The organism is Streptomyces sp. NPDC048751, from assembly GCF_043198595.1.
Classification (GTDB): domain Bacteria; phylum Actinomycetota; class Actinomycetes; order Streptomycetales; family Streptomycetaceae; genus Streptomyces.
In genome coordinates this window covers 194,815-216,813 of the sequence record NZ_JBICUX010000006.1, presented here as the reverse complement: position 1 = coordinate 216,813, position 21,999 = coordinate 194,815, and the positions used below count along the sequence as shown (strand labels likewise).

Here is a 21,999-nt window from a genome sequence, read left to right as displayed (position 1 = left end):
CCTTGCCCTACGGCTCGATCAGACTTCGCCCACCTCGGCCGCGTACGGCGGCTCCGCCCCCGCGCGGGAGCAGGTGATCGCCGCGGCGCGGGCCGCGTAGCGCAGGAGGCGGGTCCAGTCGTCGGCGTCCAGGGCGGCGAGTGCGGAAGGGGACAGCGCGTCACGGGTGGACAGGCCGTGCAGGAGCGCCGCGTTCACGGTGTCACCGGCGCCGATCGTGTCCACGACGTCGACCTTCTCGCCCGGCACCGAGTGCTCGGCGCCGTCCCGGGTGAAGACGGTCAGCCCGTCGCCGCCCCGCGTCACCACGACGGCCGCGGGACCGGAGGCCAGCCACTCCCGCGGGGTGCCGCCCAGCCACTGAGCGTCCTCCGCCGACAGCTTGAGCAGCGACACGGACGGCAGCCAGCTCTTGAACCGGGCCCGGTAGGCGTCCGCGTCGGGGATCAACCCCGGCCGGATGTTGGGGTCGAGCGCGGTGAACAGGCCCTGGGCGCTCGCCGCCCGCATCAGCTCCTCGTACGCGCTCGCGCCCGGCTCCAGGACGAGCGAGCACGTGCCGAAGGACACCGCGCGGGTTCCTGCGGGGAGCCGCTCGGGGGCCGTGAACAGGCGGTCGGCGGTGCCGTCGACGTAGAACGAGTAGGCGGCGGAGCCGTTCTCGTCGATCGTGGCGACGGCGAGGGTGGTCGGTTCCGGGCCGCGCTGCACCGCCGACACGTCCACGCCCGCCTGCCGCAGTCCGTCGAGCAGGGCCTCGCCGAAGGCGTCGTGGGACGTGCGGGAGCAGAACGCGGTGGGGGAGCCGAGGCGGCCGAGGGCCACGGCGGTGTTGTACGGGCCGCCGCCGAGCGCCGGGCGCAGGGTCGCGAGAGCACCCGCACCCTGCGGCACCAGGTCGATCAGGGCCTCACCGGCGACGACGATCACGGAGTGGTTCCTTCCTCGGGCGACTGGAACGTGTGTGGCCGCGCGGGCTGCTCGGGGCAGCCGCACGACGTGCGGTGGACGAAGGCGCAGGGAAGCCGCACGGTCCGGGTGGGCCGGTCCGGTGCGGCGAGGCGGTCCAGCAGGACCTGGACCGCCCGGGCGCCGATGTCCCTGCTGGGCTGGGCGATCGCGGTGAGCCGGGGTGCGAACAGGTCCGCCCAGGCGAAGTCGTCGAAACAGCACAGGGCGATGTCGTCGGGCACCGACATGCCGCGCTCACGCAGGGCGCGCAGGGCGCCGATGGTCATCGCGTTGTTGCCGGTGACGAGCGCGGTGGGCGGGGCGGCGAGGGCGAGCAGAGCCGCGGTGGCCCGTTCGGCGCCGGCCTCCCCGGAGTCGCCGTGGACCAGGAGCCGTTCGTCGTGGGGGAGCCCGGCGGCCGCGAGACCGTGGCGGTAACCGGAGATCCGCTCGCCGGTGGTGCTGAGCCCCGGCAGGCCCGCGACCAGCCCGATCCGGCGATGGCCGAGCTCGGCGAGGTGGGCGACCAGCCGGGCCATGGGCTCGGCGTTCTCCGCGCAGACCTGGTCGAAGCGGGGGCTGCCGTCCGCCCGGTCGTCGATGACGCGGTCCAGGAACACGGCCGGTACGTCGTGGCGGGTGAGGTAGGCGAGGAGGTCGCGCGGGGCGGCGGAGGGCGCGACGATCATGCCGTCCACGCGCCGCTCGTGCAGCAGCTGGACCACCTTGCGCTCGTGCTCCGGGTCGTCGTGCGGGTCGGCGATGAGCAGGCTGTAGCCGCGTTCCACGGCGTCGGCCTCGACGCCCTGGAGGATCTCCGTGAAGTACGGATTGCTGATCGCCGAGACCGCGAGCCCGATGGAACGCGTCCGGGAGGTCACCAGGGAGCGGGCGAGGGTGTTGGGCGTGTAGCCGAGCTCGTCGATGGCGTCGAGTACGGCCTGGCGGGTGTGGGGGAGCACCGGGCGGGTGTCGTTCAGGACGTGTGACACGGTCGCCACGGAGACACCGGCGCACCGTGCGACGTCGGCCATGGTGGGCATCGCGCTTCCTTCCCCGGGGCACCTGGTTCTGGCCGGGAAGGTATCCCATTTCAGAGCCCGCGTAAACGCTTGCGCAAGCGTTTACGCGCAATCCCCTCCGGGGGACTCACTCCCAGTCCCAGCCGATCCCCACCATGCCCGACCGCACCCGGGGCTCGACGAGGTGCACCGAGTGGTGCCGGTCGCTGAGCGCGAGCTCCTGCCGGCCGCTGCGCGGCGCCGCCGCGGAGTGCTGGGTGAACCGGTGGCAGCGCACCGGCAGCGCGCCCTCGTCGAACCGGACCTGAAGGGCGTACTGGCCGCCCGCCAGGCCGAAGCCGCGCACGTACTCGTGGGAGACGCCGGCCGTGCCGTCCTCGATGTCGTAACGGAAGAGGAACGTGTCGCCGGCGCGCAGCCGGACGTCGAAGAGCAGCTCGGCCACGAGCACGCCGGTGTCGTGGTGCCAACGGACGCGGCCGGTCCGGCAGTTCTCCAGGGCGCGCACCGTCATGCGTTCCGGTGTGCACCCCGGGTCGCCGTGGTGGACGGCGACGAAGCGGTCGACGCCGTCGCGGTGGGCGCGCACGATGTGGTGCGACTCGCGCCCCAGCAGCTCACGGCGCGCACCGACGCGTACCCGCTCGTGGTGGCCGAGGGTGTGCAGCCCGCCGTCGAGAGGGGCCTCCAGTTCGGCCAGGAGCCGTTCCAGGACGCCCGAGGCCGCCACGAAGGAACGGTAGGAGCGGCCCGCCGGACGTCCGGTGGTGGCGACCCCGTCGGCGTCGGCGAGCAGCCGGATCAGTGACTCCTCCGGCAGCTGGAGGATCTCCTCCAGCGCCCGCACGGCCCGCAGCGACTCGGGGCGCTGCGGGCGGCGGGCGCCCTGCTGCCAGTAACTCAGGCTGGTCACGCCCACTTTCACGCCGTAGCGCGAGAGATGGTGCTGCACGCGCTGGAGCGGCAGTCCACGAGCGGCGATCGCGGCGCGCAGTGCGACGTGGAAGGGGCCTCCGCGCAGGGCCGTGTCCAGTTCCGCGGCGGCGATGTCCGCGTGCTGTGTGGCGTGCGGCATGCAGGGGCCTTTCTGTGAAGGAGCACAACGGCTGGTCAGACCGTTCACGTGGTGGTCGGGGCCGCCCCGTCGGCGCCAGGGCGTCCGCACATCCGTACGCCGTCTTTTCAGGGCCCCGAGTTCCCCCGCATTGAAGCGTGTTGACCAAGTCCCGACAACACCTGCCGCCCAATAGGGCGCGCACTCCTGGCCGGGACCCGACACCCGTCGGAGTGTCGGTCCTCGCCAGTAGGGTGTGAGACATGGCCGACCCCTCCAGCTACCGCCCCAGTCCGGGACAGATCCCGGACTCTCCCGGGGTGTACAGGTTCCGCGACGAGCACCGCCGGGTGATCTACGTCGGAAAGGCGAAGAGCCTGCGCCAACGCCTGGCGAACTACTTCCAGGACCTGGCGGGCCTCCACCCGCGCACCCGCTCCATGGTCACCACGGCAGCGTCGGTGGAGTGGACCGTGGTGTCCACGGAGGTCGAGGCCCTGCAGCTGGAGTACTCCTGGATCAAGGAGTACGACCCCCGGTTCAACGTCAAGTACCGCGACGACAAGAGCTACCCCTACCTCGCGGTGACGCTGAACGAGGAGTTCCCGCGCGTGCAGGTGATGCGCGGCCACAAGAAGAAGGGCGTCAGGTACTTCGGGCCGTACGCGCACGCGTGGGCCATCCGGGACACCGTCGACCTGCTCCTGCGCGTCTTTCCGGTGCGCACCTGCTCGACGGGCGTGTTCAAGAACGCCGCCCGCACCGGCCGCCCCTGTCTGCTCGGTTACATCGGCAAGTGCTCCGCGCCCTGTGTGGGCCGTGTCTCCGCCGAGGAGCACGGCGAACTCGCCGAGGAGTTCTGCGACTTCATGGCCGGCCGCACCGGCACCTATCTGCGCCGGTTGGAGAGGCAGATGATGGAGGCGGCCGACGAGATGGAGTACGAGCGGGCGGCCCGCCTGCGCGACGACATCGAGGCCCTGAAGAAGGCCATGGAGAAGAACGCGGTCGTGCTCGCGGACGCGACCGACGCCGACCTGATCGCGGTCGCCGAGGACGAGCTGGAGGCGGCAGTCCAGATCTTCCACGTCCGCGGCGGACGTGTGCGCGGCCAGCGCGGCTGGGTCACCGACAAGGTCGAGGAGATCACCACCGGCGCCCTCGTCGAGCACGCCCTCCAGCAGCTCTACGGCGAGGAGACCGGCGACGCCGTCCCCAAGGAGGTCCTCGTCCCGGCCCTGCCCGACCCGCTGGAGCCCGTGCAGCAGTGGCTGACCGGGCGGCGCGGCTCCAACGTCTCGCTGCGCATACCGCAGCGCGGCGACAAGAAGGCCCTCATGGAGACCGTGCAGCGCAACGCCCAGCAGGCGCTCGTGCTGCACAAGACCAAGCGCGCCTCCGACCTGACCACGCGCTCGCGTGCCCTGGAGGAGATCGCCGACGCCCTCGACCTGGACAGCGCCCCGCTGCGCATCGAGTGCTACGACATCTCCCACCTCCAGGGCGACGACGTGGTCGCCTCCATGGTCGTCTTCGAGGACGGCCTGCAGCGCAAGAGCGAGTACCGCCGCTTCGAGATCAAGGGTCGTGCCGGTGACACGCAACTCTGGCACGGCGAGGGGCAGGACGACGTCCGCTCCATGCACGAGGTGATCACCCGCCGCTTCCGGCGCTACCTCGCCGAGAAGGAGAAGACGGGGGAGTGGACCGACGGGGAGAACGAGCTGACCGAGGAGGACGGCCGCCCCAAGAAGTTCGCCTACCCGCCCCAGCTCGTCGTCGTCGACGGCGGGCAGCCGCAGGTCGCCGCCGCCAAGAAGGCCCTGGACGAGCTCGGCATCGACGACATCGCCGTGTGCGGTCTCGCCAAGCGCCTGGAGGAGGTGTGGCTGCCGGACGAGGGCGACCCCGTGGTGCTGCCCCGTACCAGCGAGGGCCTCTACCTGCTGCAACGCGTCCGTGACGAGGCGCACCGCTTCGCGATCACCTACCAGCGCACCAAGCGCGGCAAGCGGTTCCGCGCGAGCCCCCTGGACGACGTGCCGGGCCTCGGGGAGACCCGCAAGCAGGCGCTGATCAAACACTTCGGCTCGGTGAAGAGGCTGCGGTCCGCGACCATCGACCAGATCTGCGAGGTTCCGGGCATAGGTCGCAAGACGGCCGAGACGATCGCCGTGGCCTTCGCCCAGGCCGCCCCGGCCGCACCCGCCGTCAACACGGCGACTGGAGAGATCATGGATGACGTGGAAGACGGGGCACCCGGGACGACGGCGGGTACCCGGGAGGAGTCCTCGACAGCGGACGCCCCGGAAGAACGACGGGGGCAGGAGACATGAGCGAGCACGACGCAGAACACACAGCACAGCGAGATCAGGCACCCACGGCGGCCCCACCGGGCACCGAGGGCCATGACCAGGGCCAAGAGCAGGGCCATGAACACGGAGCACAGGTGAGTACGGACAGCACACCGCCCGGGATCCCCGACGCGGCCATCCCCGAGCTGGTGATCATCTCCGGCATGTCCGGCGCCGGGCGCTCGACGGCCGCCAAGTGTCTGGAGGACCTCGGCTGGTTCGTCGTCGACAACCTCCCACCCGCGCTGATCCCCACCATGGTGGAGCTCGGCGCCCGCTCCCAGGGCAACGTGGCGCGGATCGCGGTCGTCGTCGACGTCCGCGGCCGCCGCTTCTTCGACAACCTCCGCGAGTCCCTCGCCGACCTGGAGGCGAAGAGCGTCACCCGGCGCATCGTCTTCCTGGAGTCCTCGGACGACGCCCTGGTGCGCCGCTTCGAGTCCGTGCGCCGCCCGCACCCCCTCCAGGGCGACGGCCGTATCGTCGACGGCATCGCCGCCGAGCGCGAGCTGCTGCGTGAGCTGCGCGGCGACGCCGACCTGGTGATCGACACCTCCAGCCTCAACGTGCACGAGCTGCGCGCGAAGATGGACGCCCAGTTCGCGGGCGAGGAGGAGCCCGAGCTGCGGGCCACCGTGATGTCCTTCGGCTTCAAGTACGGCCTCCCCGTCGACGCCGACCTGGTCGTCGACATGCGCTTCCTGCCCAACCCGCACTGGGTCCCGGAGCTGCGCCCCTTCACCGGCCTCAACGAGGAGGTCGCGGCGTACGTCTTCAACCAGCCCGGCGCCAAGGAGTTCCTCGACCGCTACGCCGAGCTGCTCCAGCTCATCGCCGCCGGATACCGCCGCGAGGGCAAGCGGTACGTGACCATCGCGGTCGGCTGCACCGGAGGCAAGCACCGCTCGGTCGCCACCTCCGAGAAGCTGGCCGCCCGCCTCGCCTCCCAGGGCGTCGAGACCGTGGTCGTGCACCGGGACATGGGGCGCGAGTGACCGGACGTACACCGCGGGTGAGCCGGCTGCGCCGGGTCACCCCCGAGGGCCGCACGGTCAGGCCCGCGGAGGCGCGCGGGGCCAGGCCGCGCCGCCGGGGCACCCAGCCCAAGGTGGTCGCCCTCGGCGGCGGGATGGGGCTGTCCGCCTCGCTCGCCGCACTGCGCCGGATCACCGGCGACCTCACCGCCGTCGTCACCGTGGCCGACGACGGCGGTTCCAGCGGGCGCCTGCGCGACGAGCTGGGCGTCCTGCCGCCCGGCGACCTGCGCAAGGCGCTGGCCGCGCTGTGCGGCGACGACGACTGGGGCCAGACCTGGGCCCGTGTCATCCAGCACCGCTTCCAGTCGCAGGGCGAGCTGCACGAGCACGCGGTCGGCAACCTGCTGATCGTCGCCCTGTGGGAGCAGCTCGGCGACCATGTCCAGGCTCTCGACCTGGTCGGCAAGCTGCTGGGCGCCCAGGGCCGGGTGCTGCCCATGTCGGCCGTACCGCTGGAGCTCCAGGCGCTGGTCAAGGGGCACGACCCGGAGCGGCCCGAGGCCGTCGACACCGTCCGCGGCCAGGCGACCGTCGCCCTGACTCCCGGAGAGGTGCAGTCGGTGCACCTCGTGCCGCACGACCCGCCCGCCGTCCCCGAGGCCGTCGCCGCGGTCCTGGACGCCGACTGGGTGGTGCTGGGTCCCGGCTCCTGGTTCTCGTCGGTCATTCCGCACCTGCTGGTGCCGGAACTCCTGGACGCGCTCACCGCGACGAAGGCGCGCCGGGTACTCTCCCTGAACCTCGCCCCGCAGCCCGGAGAAACCGAGGGGTTCTCCCCGCAGCGTCATTTGGAGGTTTTGGGGCGACACGCCCCTAAACTCGCCCTGGACGTGGTGCTGGCCGACGAGGCCGCCGTGCCCGACCGCGATCTCCTCACCGACGCCGCCAAGCGGTTCGGCGCCGCGGTCGAGCTGGCGCCGGTGGCCCGGATCGACGGGAGCCCAAGGCACGACCCGGAGCTCCTGGCCGCCGCGTACGACCGTATTTTTCGGATGCATGGAAGGATCGGCCCATGGCGATGACGCCAGCGGTGAAGGACGAGATCTCCCGGCTCCCCGTCACCCGGACCTGCTGCAGGAAGGCGGAGGTCTCCGCCCTTCTGCGGTTCGCCGGCGGCCTCCACCTGGTGAGCGGGCGCATCGTGATCGAGGCGGAGCTGGACACCGCGATGGCGGCCCGCCGCCTCAAGCGGGACATTCTGGAGATCTTCGGCCACAGCTCCGAGCTGATCGTGATGGCGCCCGGCGGGCTGCGCCGGGGTTCGCGCTACGTGGTGCGCGTCGTCGCGGGCGGTGACCAGCTGGCCCGGCAGACCGGCCTGGTGGACGGCCGCGGCCGTCCGATCCGCGGCCTGCCCCCGCAGGTGGTCTCGGGGGCCACCTGCGACGCCGAGGCCGCCTGGCGCGGAGCCTTCCTGGCGCACGGCTCGCTCACCGAGCCCGGCCGTTCCTCCTCCCTGGAGGTCACGTGCCCGGGCCCCGAGGCGGCGCTCGCCCTGGTCGGTGCCGCCCGCCGGCTGTCGATCGCGGCGAAGGCCCGTGAGGTCCGCGGGATCGACCGGGTCGTCGTCCGTGACGGCGACGCGATCGGGGCCCTCCTCACCCGTCTCGGCGCGCACGAGTCGGTGCTGGCCTGGGAGGAGCGCCGGATGCGCCGCGAGGTGCGTGCCACGGCGAACCGTCTCGCCAACTTCGACGACGCCAACCTGCGCCGCTCCGCGCGCGCGGCCGTGGCCGCCGGAGCCCGCGTCCAGCGCGCCCTGGAGATCCTCGGCGACGAGGTCCCCGAGCACCTCGCTGCCGCGGGCCGGCTGCGGATGGAGCACAAGCAGGCCTCCCTGGAGGAGCTGGGCGCGCTCGCCGACCCGCCGCTGACCAAGGACGCCGTGGCCGGCCGTATCCGCCGACTGCTGGCGATGGCCGACAAGCGGGCCTCCGATCTGGGCATCCCGGGCACGGAGGCCAACCTCTCCGAGGAGCTGGCCGACAACCTCGTGGGCTGACGGACGCTACGTCAAACGCCGGTGTTCTTTACCCCTTTGGGGTGAGGGGCACCGGCGTTTGACGGTCCATGAGGCCCCCTTGACTCGATCATGAAGTGTCATGAGCCTGGCATCTGTTCGCTGCTGTGGCGGACCACTGCTAGGGGGGTACATGAGACCCAGAGCGAGATCGATCCTCGCTGTCGGCGCGCTCCTGATCGGCGGAGCGAGCATCGCACCCATCGCCCAGGCACAACCCGGCCGTCCGGCGGACCCGGACCCCGACCAGGTCAAGGTCTACCGCGCCGAGGTCACCAAGAAACAGGTACCCCTGCTTCTGGCGGCCGGACAGGACGGCCACGAACTCGGCGAGCAGGTGCCCCAGAAGGGCACCGCGACCGTCGAGGTCTACCTCACCGACGAGCAGGCCGCCACGCTCGAGAAGCAGGGCGTCGACCTCACCGAGCACACCCTCTCGGCCAGGGCGGAGAACCGCGTCGAGGCCGCCGCGGCCGGGGTGTACCGCCCGTACAGCGGAAGCGGTGGCATCAAGGAGGAGATCGTCAGGACCGGGCAGCAGCACCCGGGCCTCACCAAGGTCGTCTCCATCGGAAAGACCGTCAACGGCCAGGACATCCTCGCGCTCAAACTGACCAAGGGCGCGAAGCGGTCCAAGGACGGCAGCAAGCCCGCCGTGCTGTACATGTCCAACCAGCACGCGCGCGAGTGGATCACGCCGGAGATGACGAGGCGTCTGCTCCACTACTACCTCGACAACTACAAGACCGACCGGCGCGTCAGGAAGATCGTCGACTCGACCGAGCTGTGGTTCGTCGTCTCGGCCAACCCGGACGGCTACGACTACACCTTCCGCGACTCCGGCTCCCGCCTGTGGCGCAAGAACCTGCGCGACGCCAACGGCGACGGCGCCATCGGGATCGGCGACGGCGTCGACCTCAACCGCAACTTCGCCTACAAGTGGGGATACGACGACGAGGGTTCGTCCCCCAACCCCACCAGCGAGACCTACCGCGGCACGGCCCCGAACTCCGAGCCCGAGACCCGGGCGCTCGACGCCTTCGAGCGGCGTATCCGATTCGACTACGGCATCAACTACCACTCCGCCGCCGAACTCCTCCTCTACGGCGTCGGCTGGCAGGTCGCCACCGACACGCCGGACGACGTCCTCTACAAGGCCCTCGCCGGCACGCCCGAGAACTCGGCGATCCCGGGCTACCACCCGCAGGTCTCCTCGGAGCTGTACACCACCAACGGCGAAGCGGACGGCCACGCGGCCAACGTCAACGGCATGGCGATGTTCACCCCCGAGATGTCGACCTGCGAGACCGCGTCGAACCTCGACCCGAACGACGCCTGGAACGCGGCCGACTGCCAGTCGGTCTTCAACTTCCCCGACGACGAGAAGCTGATCCAGCAGGAGTTCGCCAAGAACATCCCGTTCGCGCTCTCCGTCGCCGAGTCCGCCGCCCACCCCGACCAGCCGAAGTCCTCACTCGGCCTGAAGGCCGCCGACTTCACCCCGGCGCCCTTCACCACCTCGTACGCCCGCGGCGCCGACCAGGAGGTCTCCGTCGTCGCCCGCAGGTCGGTGCGCGACAAGGAACTCAACTACCGCGTCAACGGCGGCCGGACCAAGGACACGGCGCTCAGGCCGTGGAAGGGCGGCGAGACGTACGGCGGTGACGACAACATCCACTTCGACGAGTACCGGGCCAAGGTCAGAGGCGGCGACCCGGGCGACAAGGTCGAGGTGTGGTTCACCGGCAGGACCCGAAGCGGCAAGAAGGTCTCCAGCGAACACTTCAGGTACACCGTCGCCCAGCGCCCCCGCGCGAACACCCTCGTGGTCGCCGAGGAGGGCGTGAAAGCCACCCAGGCCCAGACGTACGTGGACGCGCTGAAGGCGGGCGGCAGCAAGGCGGTCGTCTGGGACGTCGCCACCCAGGGCGCCCCCGACGCGCTCGGCGTGCTCAAGCACTTCGGCACGGTCGTCCACTACACGGGCGTGAACGTCCCCGGCAACCCCACCCAGCTCCAGCTGCGCGCCTACCTCAACGAGGGCGGCAAGCTCATCGAGGCGGGCGAACGGGCCGGCGGCAGCGTCGACCTCGGCGACGGCACCCCGTCGAACGACTTCAGCCAGTACTACCTGGGCGCCTACAGCCGTACGTCCCTGCCCGGCGCCACCGCCTTCGAGGGCACGGGCGCTCTCGCCGGAGCCACCGGCGCGCTCGGCGCCGCGCCCGGCAACCCGCTGGACGCGGCCGGGTCCTACAGCGTCACCTCCGACACCCTGTCCCCACAGAAGTACCCGCAGTTCGCCGGCGCGGGAGCGGGCCGCTACCCCGGCACCGCCAACCCCTACGGCCCGTACCAGGGCTCCTTCATGGCGGCGGTCACGCACAGCGACTTCGCCTGGAACCGCCTCACCCGCACCGTCGACCTCACCTCGGTGACCGCCGCCGACACGCCCACGCTGCGCACCCGGCTCCTGTGGGACACCGAGGAGGGCTACGACCACGCGGTCCTGGAGGCGCACACCGCCGGTGCCGACGACTGGACCACGCTCCCGGACAGGAACGGCGCCACCAGCGCGGCCGTGCCGGCCGACTGCGGGGCCGGGTTCTTCATCCAGGCGCACCCCGCCCTCACGCGGTACCTCACGCACTCCGGCACCGGCTGCACGGCGACCGGCACCAGCGGCGCCTGGAACAGCTTCACCGGGGCGTCGGCCGGCTGGCGGGAGGTCTCCTTCGACCTCTCCGCGTACGCGGGGAAGAAGGTCGAGGTCTCCCTCAGCTACATCACCGACCCCGGTTCCGGCGGCCGCGGCGTCCTCGCCGACAACGCGTCCGTCGTCATCGGCGGCAACGCCGTCGACACCGAGGGCTTCGAGACGTCGCTCGGCGCGTGGAGCACACCCGGCCCGCCCGCGGGCAGCCCCGCGGTCGTCAAGGACTGGGCGCGCTCCGGAGCGCTGTTCCAGACGTACGGCGCCGTCACGACCGACGACACCGTGCTGCTGGGCTTCGGCCTGGAGCACCTCGCCACGCCGGCCGAACGCGCCGCTCTCGTCCGGAAGGCGCTCGCCGCGCTCCACCGATGACACGCGGTCAACGGCAACTGACGTACCGTAACCGAATCGAGTGAGAGGGCCCTCCGGCCCGGGCGGTCCGTACCCCTACTGGCGGGTACGGACCGCCTCGCCGTGTATGGGGCATCTCAATGTCACCCCGCAGGCCTCAGGGAGGTAGGGTCGTAGGCGGTCGGGGACATCCCAATACAGCTCGCCGGTCTCACAGCCGGCGTACCAACGAGGAGATCGGTTCGTGACGATCCGCGTAGGCATCAACGGCTTTGGCCGCATCGGTCGTAACTACTTCCGCGCGCTGCTGGAGCAGGGTGCAGACATCGAGATCGTGGCTGTCAACGACCTGGGTGACACCGCGACCACCGCTCACCTGCTGAAGTACGACACCATCCTGGGCCGCCTCAAGGCCGAGGTGTCGCACACCGCCGACACGATCACCGTCGACGGCCACACCATCAAGGTCCTGTCCGAGCGCAACCCGGCCGACATCCCGTGGGGGGAGCTGGGCGTCGACATCGTCGTCGAGTCGACCGGCATCTTCACGAAGAAGGCCGACGCCGAGAAGCACATCGCGGGCGGCGCCAAGAAGGTCCTCATCTCGGCTCCGGCCAAGGATGAGGACATCACCATCGTGATGGGCGTCAACCAGGACAAGTACGACGCGGCGAACCACCACGTCATCTCCAACGCCTCCTGCACCACCAACTGTGTGGCGCCGATGGCCAAGGTCCTCGACGAGAACTTCGGCATCGTCAAGGGCCTGATGACGACGGTCCACGCGTACACCAACGACCAGCGCATCCTGGACTTCCCGCACTCGGACCTGCGCCGCGCCCGCGCCGCCGCCGAGAACATCATCCCGACCACCACGGGTGCCGCCAAGGCCACCGCGCTGGTCCTCCCGCAGCTCAAGGGCAAGCTGGACGGCATCGCCATGCGCGTCCCGGTCCCGACCGGTTCGGCCACCGACCTGGTCGTGACGCTGCAGCGCGAGGTCACCAAGGACGAGGTCAACGCCGCGTTCAAGAAGGCCTCCGAGGACGGCGACCTCAAGGGCTACCTGTCGTACACCGAGGACCCGATCGTCTCCTCGGACATCGTCAGCGACCCGGCCTCCTGCACCTTCGACTCCTCCCTGACCATGGTCCAGGAGGGCAACTCGGTGAAGATCCTCGGCTGGTACGACAACGAGTGGGGCTACTCCAACCGCCTCGTCGACCTGACGGTCTTCGTCGGCAACCAGCTCTGATCAACAGAGCAGGCACGTCGATGTGAATGCAGGGCTCGGGCAGCGCAGGGACGCGCTGCCCGAGCCCTGACTCACGTACAGATCAGTCTCTTACGATCACGAGCATCACCAGTCCTCCTCGGGAGCCCTCTCAATGAAGACGATCGACGAACTCGTCGCCGAAGGCGTGGCCGGCAAGCGGGTCTTCGTCCGCGCCGACCTCAACGTGCCGCTGGACGGCACCACCATCACCGACGACGGCCGCATCCGCGCCGTGCTGCCCACCGTGAAGACCCTGGCGGAGGCCGGCGCGCGTGTCGTCGTCGCCTCGCACCTCGGCCGCCCCAAGGGCGCCCCGGACCCGGTCTTCTCCCTCGCGCCCGCCGCCACCCGCCTCGGTGAGCTCCTCGGCGCCGACGTGGCCTTCGCGACCGACACGGTCGGCGAGTCCGCCGCGTCCACGGTCGCCGGCCTCGCCGACGGTCAGGTCGCCGTCATCGAGAACCTGCGCTTCAACCCGGGCGAGACCAGCAAGGACGACGCCGAGCGCGGCGCCTTCGCCGACCAGCTCGCCGAGCTCGCCGATCTGTACGTGAGCGACGGCTTCGGTGCCGTGCACCGCAAGCACGCCTCGGTCTTCGACCTCCCGGCCCGCCTGCCGCACGCCGCCGGCCACCTCATCGCGGGCGAGGTCGCCGTCCTGCAGAAGCTCACCGAGGACGTCAAGCGTCCCTACGTCGTCGCCCTCGGCGGCGCCAAGGTCTCCGACAAGCTCGCCGTCATCGACGAGCTCCTCGGCAAGGCCGACCGCATCCTCATCGGCGGCGGCATGGCGTACACGTTCCTCAAGGCCAAGGGCTACGAGATCGGCAAGTCCCTGCTCCAGGAGGACCAGATCCCGGCCGTCCTGGAGTACATCGAGCGCGCGGAGAAGACCGGCGTCGAGCTGGTCCTCCCCGTCGACGTGGTCGTCGGCCCCGAGTTCCCGGACCTGAAGACCAAGGCCCCGACGCACCCCACCACCGTCGCCGCGGCCGCCGTGCCCGCCGACCAGATGGGCCTGGACGTCGGTCCGGAGACCCGCAAGCTGTACGCCTCGAAGATCGCCGACGCCGCCACCGTCTTCTGGAACGGCCCGATGGGCGTCTTCGAGCACCCTGATTTCGCCGAGGGCACCAAGGCGGTCGCCCAAGCCCTCCTCGACTCCCCGGCCTTCACGGTCGTCGGCGGCGGCGACTCCGCCGCCGCCGTGCGCCTCCTGGGCTTCGACGAGAACGCATTCGGCCACATCTCGACCGGTGGCGGCGCCTCCCTCGAATACCTCGAGGGCAAGACGCTCCCCGGCCTCGCCGCACTGGAGGACTGACCATGAGTACGCGCACGCCGCTGATGGCGGGCAACTGGAAGATGAACCTCAACCACCTCGAGGCCATCGCGCACGTCCAGAAGCTCGCCTTCGCCCTGTCGGACAAGGACTACGACGCCGTCGAGGTCGCCGTCCTGCCGCCCTTCACCGACCTGCGCTCCGTGCAGACCCTGGTCGACGGCGACAAGCTCAAGATCAAGTACGGTGCGCAGGACCTGTCGGCGCACGACTCCGGCGCGTACACGGGCGAGATCTCCGGCTCGATGCTGGCCAAGCTGAAGTGCACGTACGTGGCGGTCGGCCACTCCGAGCGCAGGCAGTACCACGCCGAGAGCGACGAGCTGGTCAACGCCAAGGTCAAGGCCGCCTACAAGCACGGCCTGACCCCGATCCTGTGCGTCGGCGAGGAGCTGGAGGTCCGCGAGGCGGGCAACCACGTCTCCCACACCCTCACCCAGGTCGAGGGCGGTCTGAAGGACCTCCCGGCCGAGCAGGCCGAGACCGTCGTGATCGCCTACGAGCCCGTGTGGGCCATCGGCACCGGCAAGGTCTGCGGCGCCGAGGACGCCCAGGAGGTCTGCGCCGCCATCCGCGGCAAGATCGCCGAGCTGTACTCGCAGGAGCTGGCCGACAAGGTCCGCATCCAGTACGGCGGCTCCGTCAAGGCCGGCAACGTCGCCGAGATCATGGCCCAGGCCGACATCGACGGCGCCCTGGTCGGCGGCGCATCCCTGGACGCCGACGAGTTCGTCAAGATCGTGCGCTTCCGCGACCAGTGATCCGAGCTGTGAGTATGCGGTAGCGGCGATCCGTCGTACCCTTGCGGGGTCCAGCGCTGTCCGCTGGGCCCCGTCGTCCATCCAGATCCGAGGAAGTTGGTCCAGCCGTGGTTTTGGGGTTCTCGATCGCCCTGATCGTCTTCAGCCTGCTGCTGATGCTGCTGGTGCTGATGCACAAGGGGAAGGGCGGCGGCCTCTCCGACATGTTCGGTGGCGGCATGCAGTCCTCCGTCGGCGGCTCCTCGGTCGCCGAGCGCAACCTCGACCGCATCACCGTGGTCATCGGTCTGCTGTGGTTCGCGAGCATCGTCGTCCTCGGCCTCCTGATGAAGTCGAACAGCTAGTCCACGGCTCGCACATACGCACATTCCGTACGTAACGCCCCATGTTCGGTACGCGCAGCTGAGCGCGGCCTATCATGGGGCTTGCGTCTAGATGTGGGGTCTGTAACTCCAAACACTGGACGCGCGTTGGGCCTTACGTAGACTGAGGCGCTCGCGGCGAAGCGAAACGCCGACTCGCTTCGCGGCACCATCACGCAGGGAGTTACGACCGTGGCAAGTGGCAACGCGATCCGAGGAAGCCGGGTCGGGGCGGGGCCGATGGGCGAGGCCGAGCGTGGCGAGTCCGCGCCGCGTCTGCGCATCTCCTTCTGGTGCTCCAACGGGCACGAGACGCAGCCCAGCTTCGCCAGCGACGCACAGGTGCCCGACAACTGGGACTGCCCGCGCTGCGGCTTCCCGGCCGGACAGGACCGGGACAACCCGCCGGACCCGCCGCGTACCGAGCCCTACAAGACGCACCTCGCGTACGTCAGGGAGCGACGCAGCGACGCGGACGGCGAGGCGATCCTCGCCGAGGCGCTCGCCAAACTGCGGGGCGAGATCTAGAACTTGAGAACCGGCCGGGTGCCCGAGGGTGCCTGGCCGGAGGCGTCCGGACGCCTGTCCCGGCCCCGTTGTCAGTGCCTCCCCCTACGGTTTGTGAAGGAGCGAACCGTGAGGGGGACTTGTGACGGCGGTCGAGGCGAGGAGCGTGCGTGCGCCCGCGTGGCGCGGTGGGTTCGGGCGGTTGTGGGGCGCCGCGGTGCTGTCCAGCTTCGGGGACGCCCTGCGCGCGGCGGCGCTGCCCCTGCTGGCCACCACGCTGACCGACGAGCCGCTCCTCATCGCCTCGGTCACCGCCTGCGGCTATCTGCCGTGGATCGTCTTCGGCCTGCTCGGCGGGGCGGTCGCCGACCGTGTGGACCAGCGGCGCGCCATGTGGACGGTGGACGCGTTACGAGGACTGCTGGTCGCCGGTTTCGCGGGGGCCGTCGCGCTCGGTCATGCCTCGATCTCCCTGCTGATCGCGTTGGCCTTCGCCCTGACCGTCCTCCAGACGCTGTTCGACAACGCCTCCACGGCCCTGCTGCCCGCCCTCGTGGACCGCGCGGCGCTGGGCAGCGCCAACGTCCGCCTGATGACCGGCCAGCGGATCGCGGGCGGTCTGGTGGGCGCGCCGGCCGTGCCGCTGCTGGTCGCCGCCGGGGCGGCCGTTCCCTTCGCCGTCGACGCGGCGACGTTCCTGGTGGCGGCCGCGCTGGTCGCCTCGCTGCGGACCGCCGCGCCCGAGGGGGAACCGAGAGCGGCGGGCAGCACCCTGCGCCGGGAGATCGCCGACGGCCTCCGCCACCTGTGGCGGGACGGCCCCCTGCGGGGCCTGTGCGCCGCCACGGCCCTGTGCAACATCGGCATGGGCGCCCAGCTCGCCACGCTGGTCGTCCTGGTGACCGGTTGGCTGGACGCGGGCCCCACGGGTTACGCGGCGGCGGCCACCGCGGTCACCGTCGGCAGCCTGGCCGGAGGACTGGTGAACGGTCGGCTCGTGCGCCGCGTCGGCCCGATCCGCGCCGTGCTCCTCGCCGGTACGGCGCAGACCGCGGCCCTCGTCGTCATGGGCACCGTGCGCAGCCTGGCCGTGCTGGTCGCGGCCCTCGCCGTCTTCGGACTCATGGGCATGGTGTGGAACGTCAACACCACGACCCTGATGCAGCAGCGCAGCCCCGCCGAACTCCTCGGCCGGGTCAGCTCCGCCTTCCGGACCCTGTCCTACGCCGGAGTACCCCTGGGTGCCCTGCTCGGCGGTGCCGTCGCCACGGCCTGGGGCCTCAACACCCCGCCGCTGCTCACGGCGGCCTTCTTCGTCCTGTCCGTCGCCGCACTGATACCCGTGCGCGGCCCGGACGTACCTGTAGTCGCACCGCACGACGACGCCACGGCAGCTCACGCCACGCGCTGATCAACTAGGTTGGGACCGGCAGCGGGGCAGGAAGCAGCAGGACAGGCGCAGGAAAGAAGGCTGAAGCCCGAGATGAACGCAGACGGCCGTGCCAGGCTCAACCAGACGCCCGAGTGGACCGCTCTGGCCAAGCACCGCGAGGAACTGGGGGAGGTGCGGCTGCGTGAGCTGTTCGCCGCCGACCCCGCACGCGGCGGCGGGTACACGCTGCAGGTCGGGGACCTGCACATCGACTACTCCAAGCACCTCGTCACCGACGAGACGCTGCGGCTGCTGCGCGAGCTGGCCGCCGCCACCGACGTCTTCGGCCTCAGGGACGCCATGTTCCGCGGCGAGAAGATCAACACCACCGAGGACCGCGCCGTCCTGCACACCGCGCTGCGCGCCCCGCGCGACGCCGTGATCGAGGTCGACGGGGAGAACGTCGTCCCCGCGGTGCACGCCGTCCTGGACAGGATGGCCGACTTCGCGGGCCGCGTCCGCTCCGGCGCCTGGACCGGCCACACCGGCAGGCGCATCCGGAACGTGGTCAACATCGGCATCGGTGGCTCCGACCTCGGCCCGGCGATGGCGTACGAGGTGCTGCGCAGCTACACCGACCGCGATCTGTCGGTCCGCTTCGTGTCCAACGTGGACGGCGCCGACCTGCACGAGGCCACCCGTGACCTGGACCCGGCCGAGACGCTGTTCATCATCGCCTCCAAGACGTTCACCACGATCGAGACGATCACCAACGCCACCTCGGCCCGCACCTGGCTGGTGGACGCGCTCGGCGACGAGGCCGCCGTCGCCCGGCACTTCGTGGCGCTGTCGACGAACGCCGAGAAGGTCGCCGAGTTCGGCATCGACACGGCGAACATGTTCGAGTTCTGGGACTGGGTCGGTGGCCGCTACTCCTACGACTCCGCCATCGGGCTCTCCCTGATGATCGCCATCGGCGCCGACCGCTTCCGCGAGATGCTCGACGGCTTCCGGCTCGTCGACGAGCACTTCAGGACCGCGCCCGCGGAGTCCAACGCCCCGCTCCTGCTGGGCCTGTTGGGCATCTGGTACGGCAACTTCCACGACGCGCAGTCGCACGCCGTGCTGCCGTACTCGCACTACCTGTCCAAGTTCGCCGCGTACCTCCAGCAGTTGGACATGGAGTCCAACGGCAAGTACGTCGGCCGGGACGGGCGCGAGGTCGAGTGGCAGACCGGGCCCGTGGTGTGGGGCACCCCGGGCACCAATGGCCAGCACGCCTACTACCAGCTCATCCACCAGGGCACGAAGCTGATCCCGGCGGACTTCATCGGCTTCGCCGAGCCGGTCGCCGAGCTGAGCGAAGAACTCAGGGCACAGCACGACCTCTTGATGGCCAACTTCTTCGCCCAGACCCAGGCGCTGGCCTTCGGCAAGACGCCCGACGAGGTCCGCGCGGAGGGGGTGGCGGAGGAACTGGTCGCGCACAAGACGTTCAAGGGCAACCACCCGACGACCACGATCCTGGCGCGCGAGCTGACCCCGTCGGTCCTCGGCCAGCTCATCGCGCTCTACGAGCACAAGGTGTTCGTCCAGGGCGCCGTCTGGAACATCGACTCCTTCGACCAGTGGGGCGTCGAGCTCGGCAAGGTCCTCGCCAAGCGCGTCGAGCCCGCCCTGACCGAGGGCGCGGACGTCCCCGGCCTGGACGCGTCCACGAAGTCTCTGGTCGCGACGTACCGGGAGCTGCGCGGAAGGCAGTGACCCGGGCCCTCGAAGCCTCCCGTTGCCCCCGGCCCCGTCAGGTCACCGCGCTCAGTGTGTCCGCCAGGCGGCGCCGGGCCGCGCGGGCAGCGGGGAGGGCGGCGAGGGCGGCCGCGCCCAGTACCGCGGCCACGCCCAGCAGCATCAGAAGGGTCGGCGACGGCCCCTGGGCGATGCCCGGGCCGATGCCGCTGGACCTGCCCTGGGCGTCGATCAGCCAGCGTGCGAGGGGCAGGCCCAGTGCCGTACCGGCGAGGACCGCGGCCAGGGCGGTGCAGCCGGTGGCCGTGACGGTGACGGCCGTGATCTGGCGCGGGGACAGGCCGATGGCCTTGAGCGCCAGCAGGTCCCGCTCACCCTCACGGACGGTGCCCCCGATCGCCGTCAGCAGCTCGATCAGCCCGATGAGGGCCAGCACCGCGATCAGCCCGACGACGACCCCGCGCAGCGGCGAGAGCCCGTCGGCCGGGTTGGTCACGGCGTGGACGTCCAGGTGTCCGTGCCCGGTGTCGGCCAGTCGGCCGGCGACCTCGTGCGGGTCGGCGCCGGGGCGCAGCCGCAGCTGATAGAGGCCGGGCGCGAGGCGCGGATCGTTCTCGACGAGGGTGTCGAGGGAGGTGGAGATGACCCGCCCGGCGTTCTCGGGCTCGATGCTGCGGCCCACGATGTGCAGGATCTGCGGCTGGTCGCCCACGGTCATCCGCACCCAGTCGCCGACGCGTACGTCCAGCAGGTCCAGCAGTCCCTGTCCGGCGACCGCCTCGTCCCGGTCACGGGGGAGGCGGCCCTCGGCCAGGGCGTAGGGGTACGGCTCCTGGCGGGTGCCGAGGCCGCGCAGCGCGATCGTGGCCGTCTGGCCCGGGACCAGGGCGGCCACCTCGACGCCCGGATAGGCGGCGGCGACCTGCGGGTCCCGCTCCAGCAGGGTCCGTACCTCCCGGGTGCTCAGGCCCGCGTCCGCGTGGACGGTGAGGGCGGTCGGCATGCCGACCTGCTCGGGCCTGCTGTGGAAGCGGTCCATGGTGGTCCAGGCGCTCATCGCGACCACGATCAGCAGCAGCGGCAGCGCGAGCCGGGCCACCGTCGACAGCGACCGCAGTCGGCCGGTGAGGACCTTGTGACAGCCCAGCACCAGGCCGGGCGGCACCCTCAGCCCCAGCGCCCGGCGCGCCACACCCGGCAGCCGTCCCCCGGGCGCCGCCGCGGGCCGCGGCACCGGGACCGGGGGCACCCGCCCCGCCCGCCAGGCCGCGAGCCCGGTGGTCGCGCCGATGAACAGCACCGCGCCCACCGGCACCGCGACCAGTGCGACCGTGTGCCCGGGCAGCCCCTGCCAGACGCCGAGGGCGTCCCCGAGGCGCCCCGGGATCCGGCTGCCCACGGCCTGGGTGAGCCCGGCCGCCGCCAAGGCGCCCAGCAGCGCGTAGGCGAGGTGCTGGAGCAGGAACACGCGCACGACCTGGCCCGGGGTGAAGCCGATCGCCTTCAGCACCGAGATGTCCCGCAGGTGGCCCCGGATGCGGGTGGCGATCGCCCCATGCACGGCGAGCCCGGCGGCGACCAGCGCACCGAGCCCGAACAGGGTCAGCACCTGTCCCAGCAGCCGGTTGTCGCCCTGGGCCTCGGCGCGCGCCTGCTGCCAGGTGGACACCTCGCCGATGGCGCCGGCGCCCAGCACGGTGACGGCGCGCTGGACGGCGTAGTCCGTGTCGTCGGGGTCGGTCAGGCGCAGGCCGATGACCTGGCCGCCGGGGTCGCGCACGGCGGACGGCAGGGCCCAGACGAGGCCCGGCTGCTCGCCCGCGTGGTAGCGGGGCTCGGCGCTGTCGGCGATGCCGAGGACGGTCAGTTTCCGGGTGGTGCCGGGCAGGGTGAGGGTGTCGCCGGGCTCGGTCAGCAGGGCGCGGGCGAGGCGGCTCTCCAGGACCACGCCGTCGGGGGTCGCCGGGTCCAGCCAGTGCCCGGAGCTGAGCAGCGGGCGGCCGACGACGGGGCGCTCGGGTGTGCCCCGCAGTTCGACGGAGGCGCGGGTGCCGCGGGCGGCGAGGGTGGCGGAGGCGGTGGGGTAGGGGCCCGCGACGGAGTCGACACCGTCCAGCCCCGCCAGTTTCCCCACCTCGGCGGAGCGGTCCGTGTGGATCCACACGTGGGCGCCGCGCGCCTGCGTGAAGACACGCTGCCAGGGGTTGGTGGCGTACCCGAAGAGCGCGGTGGCCAGCAGCAGCGAGACGACGATGCCCGCGGTGGCGAGCACCAGGAACAGCGCCTCGCCGCGGTGCGTGCGCAGATCGGAGTGCGCCCAGCGCAAGGTGGCCCGCACCGTGTCACCCCTCCCCGGGGACGTCGTACACCCGCATGTCAGTCCCTGAGCTCCAGCACCCCGGAGATCCCGGACCCGCGCGTCGGTGTGCCGTCGAGTTCGGCGTCGTCGGCGATCCGCCCGTCGAAGAAGCTGATCACCCGGTCCGCCGCGCTCGCCAGCCGCGCGTCATGCGTGACCAGTACGATGCTCTGCCCGCGCTGGTGGAAGCGGGACAGCAGCCGCATCACCTCGCGGGTGCCCTTGCTGTCCAGGCTGCCCGCGGGCTCGTCGGCCAGCAGCAGCGGCGGGTGGTTGACCAGGGCCCGGGCCAGCGCGACCCGCTGCTGTTCACCGCCGGACAGCTCGCCGGGCATGCTGCGCTCCTTGCCGGCCAGGCCCAGCTCCGCCAGCAGTTCCTCCCGCTCGGTGCGCGCCTGCCGGGGGGAGACCCCGGCGAGGAGGGCGGGCAGCTCCACGTTGTCGGCGACCGACAGGTTCGACACCAGGTTGAAGAACTGGAAGACGATCCCGATCCGCTTGCGGCGCTCCACCGCCCAGCGGGCCTCGCTGTAGGCGTCCGTGCACGCGCCGTCCAGCCAGATGCTGCCGCCGTCCGGCCGCTGCAACCCGCCCAGCAGATGCAGCAGTGTCGACTTTCCGGCGCCGGACGGGCCGGTGACGGCCACGAACTCGCCCGGGCGCACGCACAGGTCGACCCCGCGCACGGCGTGCGCCGGGGCGCCCTCGCCGTAGTGCGTCTTGACCAGGCCCTCGGCGCGCAGCACAGGAGTGGGACGGTCGATCACAG

General features: G+C 71.5%; 17 protein-coding genes. 12 read left to right on the top strand and 5 right to left on the bottom strand.

The features are described from left to right. Positions 1-18: 18 nt before the first annotated feature. From ACGFNV_RS20765 to ACGFNV_RS20755, 3 genes are all read right to left on the bottom strand, one after another. The gene (locus ACGFNV_RS20765) at positions 19-930 is read right to left on the bottom strand and encodes a carbohydrate kinase (RefSeq protein WP_393624401.1); all 912 of its coding nucleotides are present in this window, start codon (positions 928-930) and stop codon (positions 19-21) included. Beyond that, positions 927-1,994, bottom strand: coding sequence for a LacI family DNA-binding transcriptional regulator (locus tag ACGFNV_RS20760; RefSeq protein WP_393624399.1), 1,068 nt, complete (start codon positions 1,992-1,994; stop codon positions 927-929). Before ACGFNV_RS20760 ends, ACGFNV_RS20765 begins: the two co-directional genes overlap by 4 nt. Positions 1,995-2,100: 106 nt before the next feature. Continuing rightward, complete coding sequence (locus tag ACGFNV_RS20755; protein WP_393624397.1) at positions 2,101-3,048, bottom strand: hypothetical protein; 948 nt, start codon at positions 3,046-3,048, stop codon at positions 2,101-2,103. 242 nt (positions 3,049-3,290) lie between these two features. Here ACGFNV_RS20755 and uvrC point away from each other — a divergent pair, with 242 nt between their 5' ends. The 12 genes from uvrC to pgi all read left to right on the top strand — a co-directional run bounded on the left by uvrC (position 3,291) and on the right by pgi (position 18,889). Further along, positions 3,291-5,363, top strand: a complete 2,073-nt coding sequence (uvrC, locus tag ACGFNV_RS20750; RefSeq protein WP_393624395.1) for an excinuclease ABC subunit UvrC — start codon at positions 3,291-3,293, stop codon at positions 5,361-5,363. Next, a complete protein-coding gene (rapZ, locus tag ACGFNV_RS20745; RefSeq protein ID WP_393624393.1) occupies positions 5,360-6,376 on the top strand; it encodes an RNase adapter RapZ in 1,017 nt (338 codons plus the stop codon). Before uvrC ends, rapZ begins: the two co-directional genes overlap by 4 nt. Further along, complete coding sequence (gene yvcK / locus ACGFNV_RS20740; RefSeq protein WP_393624391.1) at positions 6,373-7,440, top strand: uridine diphosphate-N-acetylglucosamine-binding protein YvcK; 1,068 nt, start codon at positions 6,373-6,375, stop codon at positions 7,438-7,440. The genes rapZ and yvcK overlap by 4 nt, the downstream gene beginning before the upstream one ends. Continuing rightward, the gene (whiA, locus tag ACGFNV_RS20735; RefSeq protein ID WP_133930559.1) at positions 7,431-8,420 is read left to right on the top strand and encodes a DNA-binding protein WhiA; all 990 of its coding nucleotides are present in this window, start codon (positions 7,431-7,433) and stop codon (positions 8,418-8,420) included. The genes yvcK and whiA overlap by 10 nt, the downstream gene beginning before the upstream one ends. 151 nt (positions 8,421-8,571) lie before the next feature. After that, the gene (locus ACGFNV_RS20730; RefSeq protein ID WP_393624389.1) at positions 8,572-11,526 is read left to right on the top strand and encodes a M14 family zinc carboxypeptidase; all 2,955 of its coding nucleotides are present in this window, start codon (positions 8,572-8,574) and stop codon (positions 11,524-11,526) included. Positions 11,527-11,749: 223 nt separating this feature from the next. Continuing rightward, complete coding sequence (gene gap, locus ACGFNV_RS20725; RefSeq protein ID WP_057618359.1) at positions 11,750-12,760, top strand: type I glyceraldehyde-3-phosphate dehydrogenase; 1,011 nt, start codon at positions 11,750-11,752, stop codon at positions 12,758-12,760. A 133-nt stretch (positions 12,761-12,893) separates the two neighbouring features. Continuing rightward, positions 12,894-14,105, top strand: coding sequence for a phosphoglycerate kinase (locus ACGFNV_RS20720; protein ID WP_393624386.1), 1,212 nt, complete (start codon positions 12,894-12,896; stop codon positions 14,103-14,105). Positions 14,106-14,107: 2 nt separating this feature from the next. Next, the gene (tpiA, locus tag ACGFNV_RS20715; protein ID WP_393624384.1) at positions 14,108-14,884 is read left to right on the top strand and encodes a triose-phosphate isomerase; all 777 of its coding nucleotides are present in this window, start codon (positions 14,108-14,110) and stop codon (positions 14,882-14,884) included. A 107-nt stretch (positions 14,885-14,991) separates the two neighbouring features. Next, entirely contained in the window at positions 14,992-15,228 is a 237-nt protein-coding gene (secG, locus tag ACGFNV_RS20710; RefSeq protein WP_393624382.1) for a preprotein translocase subunit SecG, read from the top strand. Between the two features lie 210 nt (positions 15,229-15,438). Continuing rightward, complete coding sequence (locus tag ACGFNV_RS20705) at positions 15,439-15,774, top strand: RNA polymerase-binding protein RbpA (protein ID WP_078947476.1); 336 nt, start codon at positions 15,439-15,441, stop codon at positions 15,772-15,774. A 121-nt stretch (positions 15,775-15,895) separates the two neighbouring features. Further along, the gene (locus ACGFNV_RS20700; protein WP_393624380.1) at positions 15,896-17,164 is read left to right on the top strand and encodes an MFS transporter; all 1,269 of its coding nucleotides are present in this window, start codon (positions 15,896-15,898) and stop codon (positions 17,162-17,164) included. Between the two features lie 72 nt (positions 17,165-17,236). Next, on the top strand, positions 17,237-18,889 hold the full coding sequence (gene pgi, locus ACGFNV_RS20695; protein WP_393624378.1) for a glucose-6-phosphate isomerase: 1,653 nt from the start codon (positions 17,237-17,239) through the stop codon (positions 18,887-18,889). Positions 18,890-18,926: 37 nt separating this feature from the next. Here pgi and ACGFNV_RS20690 read toward each other — a convergent pair whose 3' ends face one another. Both ACGFNV_RS20690 and ACGFNV_RS20685 read right to left on the bottom strand, forming a co-directional pair. After that, positions 18,927-21,209 (bottom strand): FtsX-like permease family protein, encoded by a 2,283-nt coding sequence (locus ACGFNV_RS20690; RefSeq protein WP_393624376.1) that lies wholly within the window; start codon positions 21,207-21,209, stop codon positions 18,927-18,929. Positions 21,210-21,247: 38 nt separating this feature from the next. After that, positions 21,248-21,997, bottom strand: coding sequence for an ABC transporter ATP-binding protein (locus ACGFNV_RS20685; protein ID WP_393624374.1), 750 nt, complete (start codon positions 21,995-21,997; stop codon positions 21,248-21,250). Positions 21,998-21,999 lie beyond the last annotated feature (2 nt).